This window comes from Kiloniellales bacterium (assembly GCA_030066685.1).
In the GTDB taxonomy this organism is placed as follows: Bacteria; Pseudomonadota; Alphaproteobacteria; order Kiloniellales; family JAKSBE01; genus JAKSBE01.
In genome coordinates this window covers 1-18,534 of sequence record JASJBF010000023.1, presented here as the reverse complement: position 1 = coordinate 18,534, position 18,534 = coordinate 1, and the positions used below count along the sequence as shown (strand labels likewise).

Here is an 18,534-nt window from a genome sequence, read left to right as displayed (position 1 = left end):
GTGCCATGGCCGCGACCCTCGGGCGGCTGAAGCGCCGGCCCGACTTTCTGAGGGTTGCCGGCAGCGGTCGCAAGTGGGTCACGCCCGGTCTGATCCTTCAGGTCGCGCGTCGCGGTGGCGCCGGAGGGCCGGCTCCAGGCTCGGACGACCCGGCGCAGGTCCGGGTCGGGTTCACGGTCAGCCGCAAGGTTGGCAACGCGGTCGCCCGTAACCGCGCCAGGCGACGCCTCAAGGCCGCCGCCGAGGAGGTATTGCCGCTTGCCGCGGAGCCCGGCTGCGATTACGTCATTATCGGCCGCAGCGGCACCTTGACCCGGCACTGGCCCGCGCTGAAGCAGGACCTGGAGACGGCGCTGCAGGGTCTGGCCCGACGACGCGGCCCGGACCGGCGGCCCAAGCGGGGAACGCCCCGCGGCGGCGGCCGGCAGGGGGAAAGCGGAAGGAGACGGTAAGGCGATGAACCCGCTGCGCGGCATCCTGCTCGCCCTGGTCGGGCTTTACAGGTACGGGGTCTCGCCCTTCCTGCCGCCCTCCTGCCGCTACTGGCCCAGCTGCTCCTGCTATGCCCAGGAGGCGATCGGCCGCCATGGCGCGGTCAAGGGCGGCTGGCTGACGCTCAAACGTCTGGCCCGCTGCAACCCCTGGGGGGGCTGGGGTTACGACCCGGTGCCGCCGCATTGCGAACATCAAGGACGGCAGTGACCCGTTATGGGATCCGCAGAACAAAAAAACCTGCTCCTGGCGATCGTGCTGTCGATCGCCATCCTCTTCGCCTTCCAGCTGATGGCCCCGCCCCCGCCTCCGCCGGCACCGGAGCAGGCGCAGCCGCAGACCGCCGAGCCCGGGGCACCGGCGATCACCGACCCCGACCTGCCGGGCGTGGCGCCGGCCGTACCCTCGGACACGCCCGGCGGCGCCAGGGTCCAGGATCGCGCGAGCCTGCTGGAACAGACGCCGCGCGTCGCCATCGAAACCCCGGCCCTCTCCGGCTCGATCTCCCTGGTCGGCGGGCGGATTGACGATCTGGTGCTGAAGCGCTACCGGGAAACCCTGGACGAAAACAGTCCTCAGATCGAGCTCCTGCACCCCATCGGCACCGTCAAGTCCTACTTCGCCGACTTCGGCTGGCGCCCCTTGCAGAGCGGTGTTCCGGTGCCGGACGGCGAAACGGTCTGGGAGGCGACCGGCGCGCGGCTCGAACCGGGGCAGCCCTTGATCCTGTCATGGGACAACGGCGAAGGCTTGCGCTTCGAGCGGGTCTTCGAGGTCGACGAGAACTACCTCTTCACCGTCACCCAGCGCGTGGTCAACCAGTCCGGCGAGGACGCCGCCCTCAAGCCCTATGGCCGGATCTCCCGCCGGGGCACGCCGGAGACCCTGGGCTTCTACATCCTTCACGAGGGGCCCCTGGGCGTGCTCGAAGGCACCCTGGAGGAGCTCGACTACAGCGACCTCAAGGACGAGGCTCGGAACGGCCAAGCGATACAGGCCTTCAACAAGTCCAAGAGCGGCTGGCTGGGCATCACCGACAAGTACTGGCTCGTCGCGTTGGTTCCGGACACGCAGCAGGACTTCGAAGGCCGCTTCGTCTACAACGGCACGGCGGGCTTCGACAAATACCAGGCCGACTTCCTCCGCGACGCGCTCACGGTCCCGGCCGGCGGCGAGATCGTTGCGACAACCCATCTCTTTGCCGGCGCCAAGGTCGTGGACCTGATCGACGCCTACGAGCAGCAGCTCGGGATCGACAAGTTCGACCGCGCGGTCGACTTCGGCTGGTTCTACTTCCTGACCAAGCCGCTGTTCTACCTGCTGAACTACTTCTACCACCTGCTCGGCAACTTCGGTCTGGCGATCCTGGCGCTGACCGTGGTGATCAAGCTCGTCTTCTTCCCCCTGGCCAATAAGTCCTATCGGGCCATGGCCAAGATGCGCAACCTGCAGCCCGAGATGGTCAAGCTGCGCGAGCGCTTCAGCGACGACCGGCAGCGCCTGAACCAGGAGATGATGGAGCTCTACAAGCGCGAGAAGGTGAATCCCATGGCCGGCTGCCTGCCGGTCCTGATCCAGATCCCGGTCTTCTTCGCGCTCTACAAGGTGCTCTTCGTCACCATCGAGATGCGCCAGGCGCCCTTCTACGGCTGGGTCCGGGACCTCTCGGCGCCCGACCCGACCTCGATCCTGAACGGCTTCGGCCTCCTGCCCTGGGGCATCCCGGACCTGGGCCTCCTGGCCTTCTTCTCGATCGGCATCTGGCCGATGCTGATGGGCCTGACGATGTTCCTGCAGACCAAGCTGAACCCGCAGCCCGCGGACCCGTTGCAGGCCAAGATCTTCCTCTGGATGCCGATCTTCTTCATGTTCCTGCTGGCGCAGTTTCCGGCCGGCCTGGTCGTCTACTGGACCTGGAACAACGTGCTGTCGATCATCCAGCAGTACGTCATCATGAAGCGCGCCGGCGCCCAGATCGGCGGCAAGGCGCAGCCCCTGCCCACCCTCGGTCCGTCTTCGGACAGCGCCGAGTCCGGAGAGGCGACGGCCGAGGCGAGCGAGGCGGCGGGCGAGGCGGCGAAGGCCGGCAATTCCTCCGAGAAGAAGGCGGGGGCCGCCCCGAAGAAGACCCGCAGCGCCCAGAAGAAGCGCCGCGAGCGCAAGCGCGGCGGCGCGGCCAGAGACCCCAAGGCAGACTCCAAGGGAGACTCCAAGGGGGGCGCCGACCGGGACGCGGGCCGGCGCGGCTGAGCCGATGGACGGACCCGGCCGATGGCGCGCAGCGAATCCCCGGAGGACACGGCCGCGCGCCTGCACGACTTCGGCCGCTGGCTCTTCGCCCAGGACTGCGGTCTGATCGTCTCGGCGGCCCGGGTCGACCAGCTCCCCCCCACTGCGCGGCCCGAGGTCGCCTTCGCCGGCCGCTCCAACGTCGGCAAGTCGAGCCTGGTCAACGCGCTGACCGGCCGCAAGACCCTGGCCCGGACCTCCAACACCCCCGGCCGGACCCGCCTGCTCAACTTCTTCGACCTGGGCGGACGCTTGACCCTGGTCGACCTTCCCGGCTACGGCTATGCCCAGGCCGGCAAGGCCGAGATCCGGCAGTGGACCGGGCTGACCCGCGACTACCTGCGCGGCCGGGTTGAGCTGCGCCGGGTCTGCCTGCTGATCGACGCGCGCCACGGGGTCAAGGACAGCGACCGCTCGGTGATGACGCTGCTGGACGAGGCGGCGGTGCCCTTCCAGGTCGTCTTCACCAAGGCCGACAAGGTGAGGCCGGGTGCCTTGGCCGACCTGCACGAGGCGACCGGCGCGGAGCTGGCCGGCCACCCGGCGGCCTTCCCGGTCCTGCTGGCGACCTCCGCGCTCAAAGGCGCCGGCATCGAGGCGCTGCGCGCCGCCCTGGCGGCGCTGGCCGAGGGCGCCCCGGAGGACTCGGGACAGGACGACCCGAGGCCGGATGATGGCGGGAGCTGAGCAGGAACTCCTAGGCGGCCACACACCCTGCTGTCATTGCCGGGCTTGACCCGGCAATCCAGGGACCGCAGTTTCGCAGCGCGGCAACCCTGGATGCGCGGGTCAAGACCGGGCATGACGGTCTGGGGAAGTTGGGTACGCCTGCTTAGACGGCGGGAGCTGAGGCATGACCTACAAGAACTTCCCCCACGCCAAGCAGTGGCTGCGGACCGCGAAGACCCTGACCGAGGCCCTGCCCTACATGCGCCGCTACACCGGCCACACCTTCGTGGTGAAGTACGGCGGCCACGCCATGGGCGACGAGCGCCTGGCCCAGATCTTCGCCCGCGACGTGGTGCTGATGAAGCAGGTCGGAATCCACCCGGTCGTGGTCCACGGCGGCGGGCCGCAGATCGGCAGCATGCTGCAGCGCCTGGGCGTCGAGAGCGAGTTCGTCGACGGCCTCAGGGTGACCGACGCCAAGACCGTCGAGATCGTCGAGATGGTCCTCTCCGGCTCGATCAACAAGCAGATCGTGACCGCGATCAACGAGGCCGGCGGCACCGCCATCGGGATCTCCGGCAAGGACGGCGGGCTGATTCGGGCGCGCAAGCTGCGTCGGAGCAAGCGCGACCCGGAATCCAACATCGAGAAGATCCTCGACCTCGGCTTCGTTGGCGAGCCCCAGGCGGTCAACCCCCAGGTCCTGACCCCCATGGAGCAGGCCGGCATGATCCCGGTGATCGCGCCGATCGGCGGCGGCCCCCAGGGCGAGAGCTACAACATCAACGCCGACACCGCGGCCGGCGCCATCGCCGCGGCGGTCGGCGCGACCCGGCTGCTGCTCCTGACCGACGTCGCCGGGGTCCTGGACCCCGAGGGCGAGCTGATCTCGGAGCTCGGCTTCGAGGACATCGACCGCCTGGTCGCCGAGGGCCAGGTCACCGGCGGCATGATCCCGAAGCTCGAGACCTGCCGCCAGGCGGTGCGCGGCGGGGTCGAGGCCGCGGTCATCCTCGACGGCCGGGTGCCGCACTCCATGCTGCTTGAGATCTTCACCGAGCGCGGCATCGGCACCCGCATCCGCGAGGAAGCCTCCACCCTCCCCGTCCCCACGGAGGTCACGCCGTAGTGCGCTCGTGCAGACTGCGGAGAGTCACCCCCTCCCCAGCCCTCCCCCATCAAGGGGGAGGGAGCAAGCCGCAGCGGCCAGCCCATTCAGCCCTCCCCCTTGATGGGGGAGGGTTGGGAGGGGGTGATCCCCGAAGGGCCCCAAGCTCGAATCGGGAAAAGACGCCCGGGCAATCGACGCCATGCCCGACTTCCTGACCACCAAGGAGGTCGCCGCGCTGCTCCGGATCAAGGAGCGCAAGGTCTACGAGCTGGTCGCCGAGAACGCGATCCCCGTGAGCCGGGTCACCGGCAAGCTGATCTTCCCGCGCGAGCTGGTCGAGGCCTGGGTCCGCCGCCGGGTCGACTTCGCCGGCGGCACCGAGAGCCTGGCCCAGCGTCCGGCGGTCATCGCCGGCAGCCACGACCCCCTGCTCGACTGGGCCCTGCGCGAGTCCGGCAGCGAGCTCGCGACCTTCTTCGACGGCAGCCTCGACGGCCTGGCCCGGGTCGCCGCCGGCAAGGCGCTGGGCGCAGGCCTCCACGTCTACGAGCCGGACCCCGGAGGCGCGGGCGGCGACTGGAACCTGGGCGAGCTGCGCCGGGCCGCGCCGGGCCTGCCCCTGGTCCTCATCGCCTGGGCCTGGCGCCGCCAGGGCCTGGTCCTGCCGCCCGGCAACCCCAGGGGCATCGCCGGGCTCGAGGACCTGGCCGGCCTGACCCTGGTGCCGCGCCAGCAGGGCGCCGGCAGCACCCTCCTGCTCGGCCACCTGCTGGAGCAGGCCGGGATGGCCCTATCGGCCCTCACCCTGCTGCAGCCGCCGGCCCGCAACGAGGCCGACGTCGCGCTCGCGGTCGCCGCGGGCAAGGCCGACGCCGGCTTCGCCGTCGAGACCGTGGCCCGCCAGCACCGCCTCGATTTCCTGCCCTTGTTCCGCGAGCGCTACGACCTCCTGCTCTGGCGCCGCGACGCCTTCGAGCCCCCGCTCCAGCGCCTCCTCGCCTTCTGCCGCAGCGAGGCCTTCGCCGCCCGCGCCGCCGAGCTCGGCGGCTACGACCTCACCGACCACGGCCAGATCCGCTACAACGGGCCGTGAGGTGGAGCGCAGGCGATCGCGATGGCCAGGGGTCCGGACAGCGGCACCGCGGACGATGCAGCTTCCCCTCGTCCCGGATCCTCCGGAAGCTCCGCTCTCCGCCGTCCTTCACTCCGCCGCCAGGTAGATGTCCGGCGCCTGGTAGACCAATCCCTCACTTGTCGGCGCGAGGGGCGCATGGCGGCAGTCGCCGCCCGCCTGGCCCAGCAGGCCGTCGCCGGTGATGTAGAGCTGGGTCACCAGGGTCGCGTGGCCCGGCGCGGAGATCCGGTAGTGGAAGTGGCGCGGGCGCGGGAAATAGCCGCCCGGCACCAGGGTTCGCACGCTGTAGATCCCGTCTGCGCCGGTGATCACGGTGCCGCGCAGGTCGATCTCGGCGTCGTCATAGTCCGCGACGTCGCCGTCGGCGCGCGGGTGATAGTCGCCCTCGCCGTCGGTCTGCCAGATCTCGACCTGCGCCGCGGCGATCGGCGGCCGCTCACCGGCCGCGGAGCGGATACTCCCGGTCAGCAGCAGGGCCTCGCCCGGCTTGCCGTGCCGGTTCAGGTCGTTGAGCAGCGGCGTGCCCGAGACGTAGAAGGGCCCCAGGGAATCGGCCTCGGTCGGCACGCAGTCCGCGGCCTCGCCGGCGTCGGCCCGCGCACAGCCGGCCAGCGCGAGCAGGAGCGCGAGCGCCGCCGGAGAAATCCTGAGGTGCGTCATGGTCGTCCTCCTGCAGTGAGAGGCCCCATCATCCTACGCCTGGGCCCGGAGATGAAGCGCCCGCGGGCGCCCCTTCCAGATCGCGCGATCGGTTGTCTGCGAAGCGGAGGTCAGCTCCCGCCGCCGTCCCCGGCATTCGGAAAGAACAGCTGCTGACCCTCAAGCTTGTAGGCGGCGATGGCGGCCTGGCCGTCGGGGCCGGTCAGCCAGTCGATGAAGGCCTGGCCGTCGGCCGCCTTGACCCGGGGATGGCGGGCCGGGTTGACCAGGATCACGCCGTAGGGGTTGAAGAGCCGCGCGTCGCCGGCGACCAGGATCCCGAAATTCCCCTTGTTTTTGAACGCGATCCAGGTGCCGCGGTCGGTCAGGGTGTAGGCGCCCATGCCGAGCGCGACATTCAGGGTGGCACCCATGCCCGAGCCGGTCTCGCGGTACCAGGTGCCGCTGGCCGCCACAGGGTCGAGCCCGGCCGCCCGCCAGAGCGCCAGCTCCTTCTTGTGGGTCCCGCTGTCGTCGCCGCGCGAGGCGAAGGGCGCCCTGGCCGCCGCGATGGATTTGAGGGCGGCGGTGGCGTCGCTGAGGCCGGCGATCCCGGCCGGGTCGGCGGGCGGGCCGACGATGACGAAGTCGTTGTACATGACGTCGAAACGTTTGACCCCGTAACCCTCTGAAACGAAGGCCTCTTCGGCCTCCACGGCGTGGACCAGCAGGACGTCGCCGTCGCCGTTGCGGGCGTTCTTCAGGGCCTGGCCGGTGCCGACCGCGACCACCCGGACCTCGATCCCGGTGGCCGCGGTGAAGCCCGGCAGGATGGCGTCGAAAAGCCCGGAATTCTGGGTCGAGGTGGTCGACTGGAGGAGGATGAAGCGCTCCTCCGCCGCGGCCGGTCCTGGGGCGGCGAGGGCGGCCAGGAGGGCCGCGGCGAGAACAGGAATTATACGTCCGGTCACGTTTTCCCTCCTGCACTATAGTTCATCTTTGGGTCCGGAGTCCTAGGGCAGCAGGCGGCCGGCGACGAAGGCGCGGGCCCGCTCCGAGGCCGGCTTCTCGAAGAAGGCCGCGGCGGGGGCGATCTCCTCGACCCGGCCGCGGTCGAGGAAGACCACCTCCTCGGCCAGGCGGCGGGCCTGGGCCAGGTCGTGGGTGACCAGGACGACCTTGGTGCCGGCGTCGCGGGCGGCGCGGATCAGGGTCTCGATGGCCAGGGCCGAGGCCGGGTCGAGGCTGGCGGTGGGCTCGTCGAGCAGCAGCACCTCGGGCTCGCAGGCCAGCGCCCGGGCCAGGGCCAGGCGCTGCTGCTCGCCGCCGGAGAGCAGGCGCGCCGGGCGGCGGGCGAGCGCGGCCAGGCCGGCGCGGGCCAGCCACTGGTCGCTGCGGGCTTGGCGTTCGGGGCCGCGGATGCCGTGGGCGGCCAGGGCGTAGCGCAGGTTGGCGGCGACCGAGCGGCGCAGCAGCACCGGGCGCTGGAAGACCAGGGCCTGGCGCAGGCGCAGGCTCCGGTCCGGCGCCCGGCCGGCCCAGGCGATGCGGCCGGCGGCGGGGGCGATCAGGCCGTGCAGCAGGCGCAGCAGCAGGCTCTTGCCGGCGCCGTTGGGGCCCAGGACCACGGTCAGCGGCCCGGCCGCGAGCCGGAGGTCGAGGCCGTCGATCAGGCGCCGGCCGCCGGCCTCGAAGACCAGGCCCTCGACCGCGAGCGGCAGCAGGCCGGCCGCGCCCTCCCTCGTCCGGGTCTCCGCCACGATCCGGCCCCCGCCCTCAGGCATAGGCGGCGCGCGCCGCGGTGCCGCGCAGGGAGAGGACCGCGGCGTTGACCGCCAGGGCCAGCAGAATCAGCACGATACCCAGGGCGAGCGCCAAGGCGAGGTCGCCCCGGGAGGTCTCGAGCGCGATGGCGGTGGTCATGACCCGGGTCACGTGGTTGATGTTGCCGCCGACGATGATCACCGCGCCGACCTCGGCGATGGCCCGCCCGAAGCCGGCCAGCGCCACGGTCAGGAGGCCGTAGCGGCCGTCCCACAGCAGGGTCGCCAGGGTCGCCAGGCGGCCGACGGCGAAGGAGCGGAGCTGCTCGTCGTACTCGGCGTGGAGCTCTTCCAGGAGCTGGCGGGTCAGGGCCGCGACGATCGGCGCCACCAGGATTGTCTGGGCGACGATCATGGCGGTCGGGGTGTAGAGCAGCTGGAGCACCCCGAGCGGTCCGGCGTTGGACAGCAGCAGGTAGACGCAGAGCCCCACGACCACCGGCGGCAGGCCCATCAGCGCCCCGACCACCACGATCAGCGCCTGGCGGCCGGGGAAGCGGAAGACCGCGAGGGCCGCGCCCAGGGGCAGGCCGAGGGCGCCGGCGATGGCGACCGCGGTCAGGCTGACCCGCAGCGACAGCCCGACGATCTCGGTCAGCGCCGGATCGGCCCCGAGGATCAGCTCGAAGGCCAGGCCGAAGGCGGCGGCGAAGTCCTGCATGGCTCTGTCTCCCGCCGCGGGAGACTACGCGTGGGACTGCGTTCTTGTCCAGGAAGGGCGGGAAAGGGGGTGAGATGCAGGATTTTGCGGGAATTTGCAGTCAAAAGCTGGGCGCTTGTGCGGCTCCGACGGCGTGCCGACCTCGCCCTTCGACAAAGGGCGTAGCCCAGCGCGTACGCGCGGACGAGGTGAAAGAACGCCCTCATGCTGAGCCTGTCGAAGCATGAGGATGCCGAGGCGCGAGGCTGGTGGTTTCCGCTTGCGGGCGGCGGTGTGCCACCCCCACCGCGCGAAGCCGGTGGTGCCCGCTTGCCGGCGCAGGTGTGCCACCCCCACCCCACCCTCCCCCATCAAGGGGGAGGGAGTCAGGGCGCGGGCTCGGCGCCTTCGAGCCCCCTCCTTTTGCGTCGAAGCGGAAGAAAGGGCCGCTTTGAAAAAGCCCTCCCCCTTGATGGGGGAGGGTGGGGTGGGGGTGAAACAGCGACCTTAGCCGAGCAGAGCTCCGCCGCGCGCTCAGCCGGCGGCGAAGATGAGGTCGATGGCGTCGGGGACGATGGCGATCTCGATGGGGAGGCGGCCGATGGTGTCGCCGTCGCCCTGGACCGGGTCGCCGGCGGGGCCCTCGATGGTGATGTGGCGGGCCGGCAGGCGGCGCAGGTCGGGGCGGGCCGGCAGGCGGCCGGTCTGGAGGGCCAGGGCGTAGCGGACGACGGCGAGGGGGCCGCCGCGTTCGAAGAGGCAGACCTGGAAGACCGGGTCCTCGATCGCGGCCTCGGGCGCCAGGAGGTAGCGCCCGGCGTAGTGCTTGCCCTTGGCGACGATGACCGAGGCGGCGGTAAAGGACTCGCCGTCGGCGGTGACGCGGTAGGTCGGAAAGCCGAAGCGGACCGCCTGGCGCAGGGCCTCGAGCACGTAGGCGCCCTTGCCGATGCGGCGCTTGAGGGCGAGGTCGACGTTCTCGACCACCTGGGCGTCGAAGCCGACCCCGGCCATCTGGGTGAAGTAGCGGTCGCCGGCCCGGCCGCAAGCGATGCGCCGCCGCGGCCCTTCGACGATGGCCCGGGCGACCGTCTCGGGCGCAAGGCCGAGGCCGATCTCGGCGGCCAGGACGTTGGCGGTGCCGAGCGGCAGCAGGGCGAGCGGCAGGGGGATCCCGATCAGGCCGTTGATGACCTCGTTGACGGTGCCGTCGCCGCCGGCCGCGACCACGCCGTCGAAGGCGGCCGGATCGGCGGCGCGGGCGAGCGCGCTGGCCTCGCCCGCGGCCGTGGTCTCCCGCAGGGTGACGGCGCAGCCCAGGGCGCGCAGCCGCTCCAGGGTCGCGCGGCAGCGGCCGCGGTGGCGGCGCCCGGCGGTGGGGTTGAGGATGACCAGCAGGCGGCGGCGCGGCCCCTTCTGCCCGGGATGGGCCTCGGCGGAAGGGGCGTCCGGACGCCGGGCGTCGGGCTGGGGGGCGTCTAGACGCGGGGCATCGCGATGCGGGGCGGTCGGGCGGGCCATCGCCGGATCTTGGCCTGAAGGGCTTTCGGAAAGCTTGCGCGCCGCGCCGCCGGGCGGCGAAGCTGCGTCAGGTGACAAGATAGGGAGGAACCCCGATGTCACAACTGCATTTCCACATGGTCGGCACGGCGCCCTTTCCGGTGGCGCCCTACAGCCACGCCGCCGAGGCCGGGGGCTGGGTCTTCGTGACCGGCCAGCTGCCGATCGACGCCGCCGCGCCCGAGGCCCCCCTGCCCGCCGGCATCGAGGCCCAGACCCGCAAGACCATGGAGAACCTGCGCGAGGTCCTGGCCAGCCTGGGCCTGGGCTTCGAACACGTGGCCATGGCCCGGGTCTTTCTGACCCACTTCGAGGCGGACTACGAGGCAATGAACCGGGTCTACGCCGAATACTTCGAGGAGACCCGCCGCCCGGCCCGCACCTGCGTCGGCGTAACGGCGCTGGCGCGGGATGCACGGGTGGAGATCGATCTGGTGGTGTGGAGGGGGTGAATTGAAGCCATCCGTCGAGCTATCGCAAAGGAATGCCGAGTGGATCGATCTCCGAGGCGGATTGTAAGCTCTGGGCCGTGGATCGCTGATTCGAACTTGTCAGCCTGTTGACGCTGTCTGTAAATGCGAAAGGATCACCTTGCAGCAACTAGGCTTTGTCTTTTCGGATGACCATTTCTAGGCGTCGACGAGAGGCGCTGCTGAGCCGCGCTATCCCTAAACAGCGAGCGAATTCTACCGGGTCACTACAGGCGCAAGCACGGCGTATAGCCTTAAGCTCTTCAACGCAGATATACTCCACCTTGCGCATTTCCTCATCGCGGTTCTTATGACGAGCCGGTGCAATCCGGTCCTTGACTGTACCTTTGGGCCAGAAGAAAAGACCGACATTCTCTTTAGTTCGGCCACGCCGGCGCTTCGCTAGCCCCACAATGCTCTCACGAATCTGCCGACCAGAACGTTGAAAGCCGTGATGGCGAGCAATACGGCGCACCAGAACATCTTCATGGATTGGACCCTCTGAATCTATCACATGATCGATCATCGCCGACAAGCGACGTGAATACTCCTGACCATAGAAGGCTCCCGGCTCTGCAACATATTTGCCGCCGTCAAATTGTGTAGCGAGGTAGATATTGGCGTGATCAGTAAAGACATCATCTGAAAAACCAAACTGAAAATTCGGCGAGTTCATATGATGTTGTTGAGAACCCTTCTCTGCCAGCATTCGCAAGTTCCTCTCTTGCGAGTTTGCCTCTAGTTCGGATCCGACGGGAAAATCAGCATCTTCATTAGGGAGCGGATCAATCAACTCCGCTTCAGTTCTCTCGCCATCATCAGCGGCAGCTAAGGCACCAACGGCTGACTCTTCTGCGCTGTTCAATCTCTCGGCTTCAGCCTCGGCCTGCTCCCGACGCATCGTCCGATCAGCTTCCAAGCGCTCTTGTAGTGCGTCGTGCAAAACTTCTAGCGACTTCTCTTTGTTTGTCCACCAATCGGTCGACCAGATGCGAAAAAGGTTCCAGCCAAGCCCCTCAAGGACTGACTGACGAATCTTGTCCCGCTCACGTGCGAATGAAGAGCTGTGGTACATCGCTCCGTCGCATTCGACGCCAGCTAGGTAGGTACCAGGTTCGTCAGGATCTACAACCCCTAGATCGATCCGATAGGCAGACACGCCGATCTGGGGGTGCACTTGCCAGCCCTTATCTCGGAGGGCACTAGCGACTGCTGATTCGAAGGGTGACTCGAAATCGCCAATGGAACCGTAGACCGATGTTCCAAGTGCAGACGGCCCACGTTCTGCATACTCCAGAAAATGCTTCAAATCAGCTACCGCTCGGGCTTGAGTTCGTGATAAATCGATGCGAGCTGGATCGAGCGTAGAGAACACAGTCATTTCAGAGCGGGCTCGTGTCATCGCCACATTAAGCCGCCGCTCCCCACCCTCGCGGTTTAGCGGCCCAAAATTCATGGTCACATGGTTGCTCTGATCTGGACCATAGGTAATGCTAAACAAGATCACATCGCGCTCATCGCCTTGAACAGTCTCCAAGTTCTTGACGAAGACTGGCTCCAGCGTACTCTCACTTGCGAACGCCCATTCGATGTCTGGGTTCCGAGAACGAGCTTCATCCAAAAGGTTTTCGATTAGGGTCTGCTGTTCCGAGTTGAACGTGACCACACCAATGGAGAGGTCACGCACCTCGGAATCATGGTGAGCGAGTCTACGCAGGACTTCGGCGACAATGGCCTTGGCCTCTCCTTCGTTATGGCGCGCTTTTCCGCGAGCGTAGAATCCATCCGGCCGGATGAGCCGCACCCCAAGGTCTGGATTAACAGGCGCAGGAAATGTCACCAAGCTGTTGTCATAGTAGCGACTGTTTGAAAATGCTATCAGACTCTCTCGACGGGAGCGGTAATGGAGATTTAGCGTGTGCTCCGGAACGCTTGCTCCCCGCATTTCATCGAGAATACTCTCAAGATCACCTTCGACATCAACATCACCGTCTGGATCTTCATCGGCTCTAGCAAAGAAATTGGTCGGCGGCATCTGTTTCGGATCACCCGCGACGATAGCTTGCCTTCCGCGTGCAAGTGCGCCAACTGCATCCCAGACAGTGATCTGCGACGCTTCGTCAAAAACCACGACATCGAACAAGGCCTGATTTGCCGGCAAGTATTGCGCAACGGAAAGGGGAGACATCATCAGGCAAGGCGCTAGGCAAGTTAGGACATCCGGGATTTCCTCGATTAGTTGTCGTACTGGCTTATGCTGTCTCTTCTTCTGAAGCTCATGTCGTAAAATTCCCCAGGACGAAGTTCGCCCCACTTGATCGGAGCCTGGAAGCTGTCCCGCTAGCTTTGCGGAAATGTACGCGGCTGTTGTTTCCTGAAATCGGTCATCAAGCTCTCGGAACTTCGAGATATTGGCAACATGTTCCGGCGTAGAGAAAGTGCGCAATACTTCGTCCTCGCCTATCAGAGCGCTCGACCACCAAGTGCAATAGGCGGCTTCAAAGGTATCCTCAATTTCTTCCGTTGGCACACGCCCCTGCTCAATTGCTTCCACCAACGGACCCAACTCTAGGTCAAAAGCCTCTGTTCGTCGCCGACGCCAACCGCACCAATCTCGGAGTTCAGCATGACGACCGGCAATCGTGTCCGCTGTCTGCCTGATTGCATCTAGCGCCTTCTCCGAAGCCGCGAACGTGTTTCGTACAGATTGCCCAGCGATCGCCTCGAACGCTTCACACGCACGCTGGAACCCTTGGATCTTCGCCAAGAATGCTCCGGCTGCCCGTCCGACGATTGCTTCTTGCGCTAGCAGGTCATTGCCGTCATACAGCACAGTACGAATCTTAGCGCGCAGTTCTGTCAATGCTTGAGCATCGTCTGCTAACTTACTAACCGCAATACGCGCCCGCTGCCCTAGAGCTTGGAGAGCGAGGACAGCTTCTGGGTTTGTCGTATGACCTCTCCAGTCTTTGAAGCCCGAAAGGACTTTGTCTAGGCGGTCGATAGCCTCGCCCTCGATCCGCAGGCGCTCCAGCGTTCCCGCATCAGTCGCTGGATCTGGATGTCCATGAGCGCCAGAGGCTTGCATATCCTTGATCACCCGGCGCCGGGCAAAGAAACTCTTTGGCCACCAAGCCCTTTCCGCTTGGTGCCACCGGCGTCGAACTTGGTCACCATCTATCTGACGCCAAGCCATCGGGTCGTAGGCACAACTTAGCTCCGCTTGCGCTTCGGCATAGGACCCTAGTCGCTGCACAGCTTCTTCAAGCGCCTCGATCCGATCCGGCCCGTCTGGGTCGAGCGCGAAGGCAGTCTGTTGCCGATGAGAATCTATCAGGATCTCTGCGAGGTTGCCCAACGCTTCCAATCGCATCATGGTGCGATCAGCGACCACAATTCCAACAGCATTCAGAAGCGCCTCACAAGCCTGGTCTGTCTCCTTGGCTGAAGTGGATAGAAGGCCAGCCTTCTCAACAACCTGGGCTTCCCAATGGGGTGACCAATCGCCCTTTCCCACGAGTAGGAACGGGCTTTCAGAGACATCCCTCACTGCCGCGACCTGCACACGAAGCTTCTCTACAGCATCGCGCATTAAGTCCAACTGAGCCTTGTCGTGCTGATCTGCGCTCGGCCAAGAGAACCTTAGCCGTCCAGCGAACTCCTCATCACGGACTTTAACTCCAATTGCGTGATGGGCCGTCATTCCGTTTCGCCGCACCAAGTGCATACGATCCACGACAAGATTGAGCCGGTTTCGAAGAATAAGGAGCTTCTCCGCCTCCCTTTCCCAGACGTCGACCGTCTTCTCTTGCACAGGCAACCATGCGTTGCGCAGCTGGTTCAAGACGTCCGCCTTGCGAGCTTTGTTGGAATGAAGCTGAAGGCAATGCTGACCTAAGCCAATATCATTAAGGCGTTTATGCACCACCTCTAAAGCAGCGATCTTTTCGGAAACAAACAGAATTGTTTTACCTTTTCCTAGAAAATGCGCAATCAGGTTGCTGATCGTTTGACTCTTTCCAGTTCCTGGCGGGCCAATGACAATGAAGTCCTTACCGCAATCTGCAGTCGCAATAGCAGCCATTTGAGATGCGTCTGCCGGCAATGGCGTCAGGAAATCAGCCGGCCTATATTTCTGATCAATTTCATCATGATGGACGAAAGAGATTTCACTCCGATACGGATCCCGCGGCGTATCAATCAAGTGCTTTACAATTGGGCTCTCGCGAAGCGCATCCGTGCGGTCTACCAAGTCCTTCCACATTAGATACTTCGCGAAAGAGAAGTGGCCAAGAACCACATCATTGACGACTTCAAAGCCTGGTGCGTCTCTTACCGCCCTACGAACGGTATTCCAGACACCGTCAACATCTATCCCACTGTCATCTTGTGGCAGCACGCTGTCCAAGCCCCGAATATCAATCTGAAAATCTCGACGAAGCATCTCAAGAAGTGTAGTATTGAATCGTGGCTCGTCATCGTGCGCCAACATCTTTATGCCACTACGGACAGACTTTCTCTCGAGCGTTACTGGCAGCAGTATCAACGGGGCACGAAATCGCCGCTCGTCCTTTTCATCTCGTTTCCACAGAAGGAAACCTAGCGCCAGATAAAGCGTGTTTGAACCACCCTCCTGAAGTGCTGTTTGAGCTTTCCTGTATATCTCGACCGCGCGACGGGAAAGATCCTCTTTCGATAGGTCAACTAGGACCTGCCTTCTTTCCAATGCGTCCCGGGCATACTCCTCGGAGATTAACTCACCAGTCCGTCGCTGGTGCAATTCCTGATCCTGCCCCTTTGTGGACGGCTCTGGAACCGGCTGAATTGAAATCCTCGTTCCTTCGGCAAGCTTATCTTCTAACAGTCCCGGCTGTGGGCAAATGATCCGAAGGCTTGCCTTAGTCGACCTATGGTTTAGCAAGGGGTTGCGGGCTGTCAGATCCAAGAGCTTGCGTTGCCAACGCTCAATCCGACCTTCTGGTGAATCAACAACTTCTTCATCTTCTGGATCGTTGTCGAAATCAGGAAGCGCCGGAGCTTCCTCAAGCGACATTCGGACAACGTGGTCTTTATTTGCTTGGGCAACACCAGTGGAGTCAGCAATCCTTAAGCCTAAAGGATTGATTTTATGCGCCCTTGCCCTGCGAATGTCGACAGCTGAATTGAAGGTGCTGTCCTTGTCAGGAGTTATAGTCTCAGCCGCGGTTATTACCGCTCTAGAGAACGGCGGTGCGGGATGACTAGTGACAAGGGTCGTTTCGATGAAAACTAACTCCTTAAGCTGGATTCGCTTTCGCAGCGTTTCCGCCTCATCAATAACAATCGTAGCAAGCTCTTCAGGTTGCAACCAAACGCCCACAATCGCGTGCTCGTTGGGCATGGCTACGATTGTGTTCAAGCCAGCTTGTTCCAGCGCTGATGCGAAGAGCATCGTAGTATCGAGGCACGTAGCGACTCGACCATCGAGAACTTGGCCTGGAAGCCTGATTTTCTGTCCGTTCTCTTCGAAGCTAGCTGGCGGCACCGCGTAGCTAATGCCGAGGTTGGCAATTGCCGTGTATATGGCCGACGCAATCTCCCAAACACGCTGTCGGCTGCCTGATCGATAGCCGTCAATCCTATCTGGCTTGCCCGCCCTGCGTAGAACCATGGTGGCGTCGTGCAGAACACGATCCACAGCTGGATCGTTTGGTATTGAGAAGGCAGCGAGCAGTTCCGGCATGTATCCGGCGCCACCCCATTCATTGTATGCGAGCAGTTCAACGGGCTTTGTCTCCTCCGCGATAACTAGCCCGCCTTTCTCTACTGAGATCGTAACCGTCCCGCGTATAGCTTCTGTCAGGTCGAGAAGAAATCCCCCGTTCAGCTTGAGATCGCGGTCCTTGACCGATACTGACCCATTCGGTGCAATCCGATCCAGTCGCCAGGACTTGGGGACCAAGAAGCCTGGATCTGATGTTAGTGTTACCAGAACGTCATCCAAGCGAGCTTCCAAATCGTCGTTCTCGATTCGCAAATCTCGCAAGAACGAGAACGCGCTCTGATGGCAAGCGAAGTTCAGCTTTCCTGCAAGCTCACTATGGATCGTGGATGACGGAATAAACTCCTCTTGCATTGCATTCCGCATAATGTGTTGTTGTTGTCTCGCCTCAGGTATTGAATACAACTAGCCCGAGAAGAGCAAGGACATCAATAGTGTTTTCGGCTTACGAAGAGCTTCAGGACTTCAAATTTTCCGTTGGCTGTTTCTTGTTAGGATCCACTTGGCGAGACCGAGCTTCAACGAGCCTTGGGACTTTTATCCTATCTTGCTCTGTTTCACGCTCCTGCTTCTTGTAAGGACTCGCAGCAGCCTGCGAACTAGGGGGACAGTATGCTTGTTTCCTTAGCTTTGGTTCGCCTTCTTTGACCGGCAGACCCGCGACTTGGCAAGAGTACATTCCAGGACGAAGGAATCCGGACGGCGTCGCCCGCAGTCTAAGGCGGCCAGCTCCGGGACATCAGAAATGGGTGCAGTGTCTCCAGAAAACTGACGGGCTCCTGGCCTACGAAGGGCGGCCGACGTGGCGAGGCCGCTACGAGGCGCTGGCCGCGCGACCTCTCCGCTGTTCGGGTTCCTGGCCGGCAGCCCCCCTCCCCACCCTCCCCCACAAGGGGGAGGGAGATCTCAGCGCCGCCGCTCAGGGGCCGGAGAAGGCCCAGTTGGCGCTCTGGACCAGGAGGTCGAAGAGGGCGCTGCCGGTCGAGGCCTGGGACATGCGGTACCAGCCGAAGTAGACCAGCGGGCGGTCCTTGTGGGCGGCCAGGACCGCGCGGTTGGCCAGGGTCGTGACCAGCACGTCGACGTGGTGATTGTGGGTCGAGGTCGAGTCGAGCCAGACCGCGCTGCCGATGTCGAGCGACCCGGCCGGCACGCCCGCCCCGGCGGTGATGGGATGGACAGCGTCGACGACCTCGAAGTCGTCCTCCGAGACGTGCTCCTGCAACCGCTCGCCCAGGCCGAGGTCGTCGACGTAGCCGATGTTGGCCAGGACCACCGGCCGGCCCGAGCGGATCAGCTCGCGCAGGTTCCAGAAGTCGTAGAAGTTGCAGATCACGACGCCGTCGTAGCGTTCCCAGTCGTGCTCCCGCTTGAAGTCGGCTTCGCTGGGCTCCCGGAAGGCCCACTGGTGGATCAGCTCCGCCGAGTAGCCGTTGGCGTTCAAGGTGTCCCGGAAGACCACCGCGTCCTGGGTCAGGCTCGAGGCGGTGTTGAGGTTGTAGGATACGACCGCGATGTCCTTCGGCATGTCAGCCTCCGAGCGTTGCGTGCCGGGCCGCAGGCGGCGCGCCGCGGCGGCCCGACAGGGGTTGCACCTGCCCGCGCGAAGCGGGAGACGGCTTGCAGTCGGTGGGGCCGCCCTTCGACGGGCGGGGATCTCGGCGGCGAGCCCAGAGGGCGGATCGGCCGCGCTTGGGGAGACGCTAGACCCTAGCCGAGGGTTGTGATGTGCGGAATGACACAATCTGAAGTTTTATCGCGGACGAAGCCCGGGCGCGGCGCCCGGTCGGGTCGCGCCGGGGCAGGCGCGCACGATGGCATCGGCCGCCGGGTCCGGACGATGGCGGGCCCTCCGTCCCGAAGGTCGGGACGGCGCGAGACCCGCTCACTCGATCTTGTCGACCACGAGCTCGTAGGAGATGTCGAAGGTGCCGTCGCCGGCGTC

13 protein-coding genes and 1 pseudogene are annotated in these 18,534 nt (G+C 65.0%); 7 read left to right on the top strand and 7 right to left on the bottom strand.

The window, feature by feature from the left end; all coding sequences use genetic code 11:
* Window positions 1-5: 5 nt before the first annotated feature.
* The 6 genes and pseudogenes from rnpA to QNJ30_13865 all read left to right on the top strand — a co-directional run bounded on the left by rnpA (window position 6) and on the right by QNJ30_13865 (window position 5,654).
* A complete protein-coding gene (rnpA, locus tag QNJ30_13890) occupies window positions 6-452 on the top strand; it encodes a ribonuclease P protein component (protein MDJ0944553.1) in 447 nt (148 codons plus the stop codon).
* 4 nt (window positions 453-456) lie between these two features.
* On the top strand, window positions 457-702 hold the full coding sequence (gene yidD, locus QNJ30_13885; GenBank protein ID MDJ0944552.1) for a membrane protein insertion efficiency factor YidD: 246 nt from the start codon (window positions 457-459) through the stop codon (window positions 700-702).
* A gap of 6 nt (window positions 703-708) precedes the next feature.
* A pseudogene (yidC, locus tag QNJ30_13880) lies at window positions 709-2,466 on the top strand (membrane protein insertase YidC).
* Window positions 2,467-2,763: 297 nt separating this feature from the next.
* Window positions 2,764-3,468, top strand: a complete 705-nt coding sequence (yihA, locus tag QNJ30_13875) for a ribosome biogenesis GTP-binding protein YihA/YsxC (protein ID MDJ0944551.1) — start codon at window positions 2,764-2,766, stop codon at window positions 3,466-3,468.
* A gap of 166 nt (window positions 3,469-3,634) precedes the next feature.
* Window positions 3,635-4,579, top strand: a complete 945-nt coding sequence (argB, locus tag QNJ30_13870; GenBank protein ID MDJ0944550.1) for an acetylglutamate kinase — start codon at window positions 3,635-3,637, stop codon at window positions 4,577-4,579.
* 181 nt (window positions 4,580-4,760) lie between these two features.
* Window positions 4,761-5,654 (top strand): helix-turn-helix transcriptional regulator, encoded by an 894-nt coding sequence (locus tag QNJ30_13865; GenBank protein ID MDJ0944549.1) that lies wholly within the window; start codon window positions 4,761-4,763, stop codon window positions 5,652-5,654.
* 108 nt (window positions 5,655-5,762) lie between these two features.
* Here QNJ30_13865 and QNJ30_13860 read toward each other — a convergent pair whose 3' ends face one another.
* From QNJ30_13860 to QNJ30_13840, 5 genes are all read right to left on the bottom strand, one after another.
* A complete protein-coding gene (locus tag QNJ30_13860) occupies window positions 5,763-6,356 on the bottom strand; it encodes a hypothetical protein (GenBank protein ID MDJ0944548.1) in 594 nt (197 codons plus the stop codon).
* A 110-nt stretch (window positions 6,357-6,466) separates the two neighbouring features.
* Entirely contained in the window at window positions 6,467-7,306 is an 840-nt protein-coding gene (locus QNJ30_13855) for a substrate-binding domain-containing protein (GenBank protein MDJ0944547.1), read from the bottom strand.
* 42 nt (window positions 7,307-7,348) lie between these two features.
* Entirely contained in the window at window positions 7,349-8,119 is a 771-nt protein-coding gene (locus QNJ30_13850; protein MDJ0944546.1) for an ATP-binding cassette domain-containing protein, read from the bottom strand.
* Window positions 8,112-8,819, bottom strand: a complete 708-nt coding sequence (locus QNJ30_13845) for an ABC transporter permease (GenBank protein MDJ0944545.1) — start codon at window positions 8,817-8,819, stop codon at window positions 8,112-8,114. Before QNJ30_13845 ends, QNJ30_13850 begins: the two co-directional genes overlap by 8 nt.
* Window positions 8,820-9,332: 513 nt before the next feature.
* Window positions 9,333-10,319 (bottom strand): YegS/Rv2252/BmrU family lipid kinase, encoded by a 987-nt coding sequence (locus tag QNJ30_13840; GenBank protein ID MDJ0944544.1) that lies wholly within the window; start codon window positions 10,317-10,319, stop codon window positions 9,333-9,335.
* A 95-nt stretch (window positions 10,320-10,414) separates the two neighbouring features.
* Between QNJ30_13840 and QNJ30_13835 the strand changes: the two genes are divergently transcribed.
* Window positions 10,415-10,810: a RidA family protein gene (locus QNJ30_13835; protein MDJ0944543.1), complete on the top strand. Its 396-nt coding sequence runs from the start codon at window positions 10,415-10,417 to the stop codon at window positions 10,808-10,810.
* 148 nt (window positions 10,811-10,958) lie between these two features.
* Here QNJ30_13835 and QNJ30_13830 read toward each other — a convergent pair whose 3' ends face one another.
* On the bottom strand, window positions 10,959-16,943 hold the full coding sequence (locus QNJ30_13830; GenBank protein MDJ0944542.1) for a DUF3320 domain-containing protein: 5,985 nt from the start codon (window positions 16,941-16,943) through the stop codon (window positions 10,959-10,961).
* A gap of 565 nt (window positions 16,944-17,508) precedes the next feature.
* A complete protein-coding gene (locus tag QNJ30_13825) occupies window positions 17,509-18,117 on the bottom strand; it encodes a hypothetical protein (protein MDJ0944541.1) in 609 nt (202 codons plus the stop codon).
* Window positions 18,118-18,534 lie beyond the last annotated feature (417 nt).

What these genes read in the sequence shown, in the direction of transcription:
- argB (MDJ0944550.1), top strand. Translation starts at nt 3,635, where the DNA reads ATGACCTACAAGAACTTCCCCCACGCCAAGCAGTGGCTGCGGACCGCG.
- QNJ30_13850 (MDJ0944546.1), bottom strand. Translation starts at nt 8,119, where the DNA reads ATGCCTGAGGGCGGGGGCCGGATCGTGGCGGAGACCCGGACGAGGGAG.
- QNJ30_13830 (MDJ0944542.1), bottom strand. Translation starts at nt 16,943, where the DNA reads ATGCAAGAGGAGTTTATTCCGTCATCCACGATCCATAGTGAGCTTGCA.
- QNJ30_13840 (MDJ0944544.1), bottom strand. Translation starts at nt 10,319, where the DNA reads ATGGCCCGCCCGACCGCCCCGCATCGCGATGCCCCGCGTCTAGACGCC.
- QNJ30_13865 (MDJ0944549.1), top strand. Translation starts at nt 4,761, where the DNA reads ATGCCCGACTTCCTGACCACCAAGGAGGTCGCCGCGCTGCTCCGGATC.
- yidD (MDJ0944552.1), top strand. Translation starts at nt 457, where the DNA reads ATGAACCCGCTGCGCGGCATCCTGCTCGCCCTGGTCGGGCTTTACAGG.
- QNJ30_13825 (MDJ0944541.1), bottom strand. Translation starts at nt 18,117, where the DNA reads ATGCCGAAGGACATCGCGGTCGTATCCTACAACCTCAACACCGCCTCG.
- QNJ30_13860 (MDJ0944548.1), bottom strand. Translation starts at nt 6,356, where the DNA reads ATGACGCACCTCAGGATTTCTCCGGCGGCGCTCGCGCTCCTGCTCGCG.
- rnpA (MDJ0944553.1), top strand. Translation starts at nt 6, where the DNA reads ATGGCCGCGACCCTCGGGCGGCTGAAGCGCCGGCCCGACTTTCTGAGG.
- yihA (MDJ0944551.1), top strand. Translation starts at nt 2,764, where the DNA reads ATGGCGCGCAGCGAATCCCCGGAGGACACGGCCGCGCGCCTGCACGAC.
- QNJ30_13835 (MDJ0944543.1), top strand. Translation starts at nt 10,415, where the DNA reads ATGTCACAACTGCATTTCCACATGGTCGGCACGGCGCCCTTTCCGGTG.
- QNJ30_13845 (MDJ0944545.1), bottom strand. Translation starts at nt 8,819, where the DNA reads ATGCAGGACTTCGCCGCCGCCTTCGGCCTGGCCTTCGAGCTGATCCTC.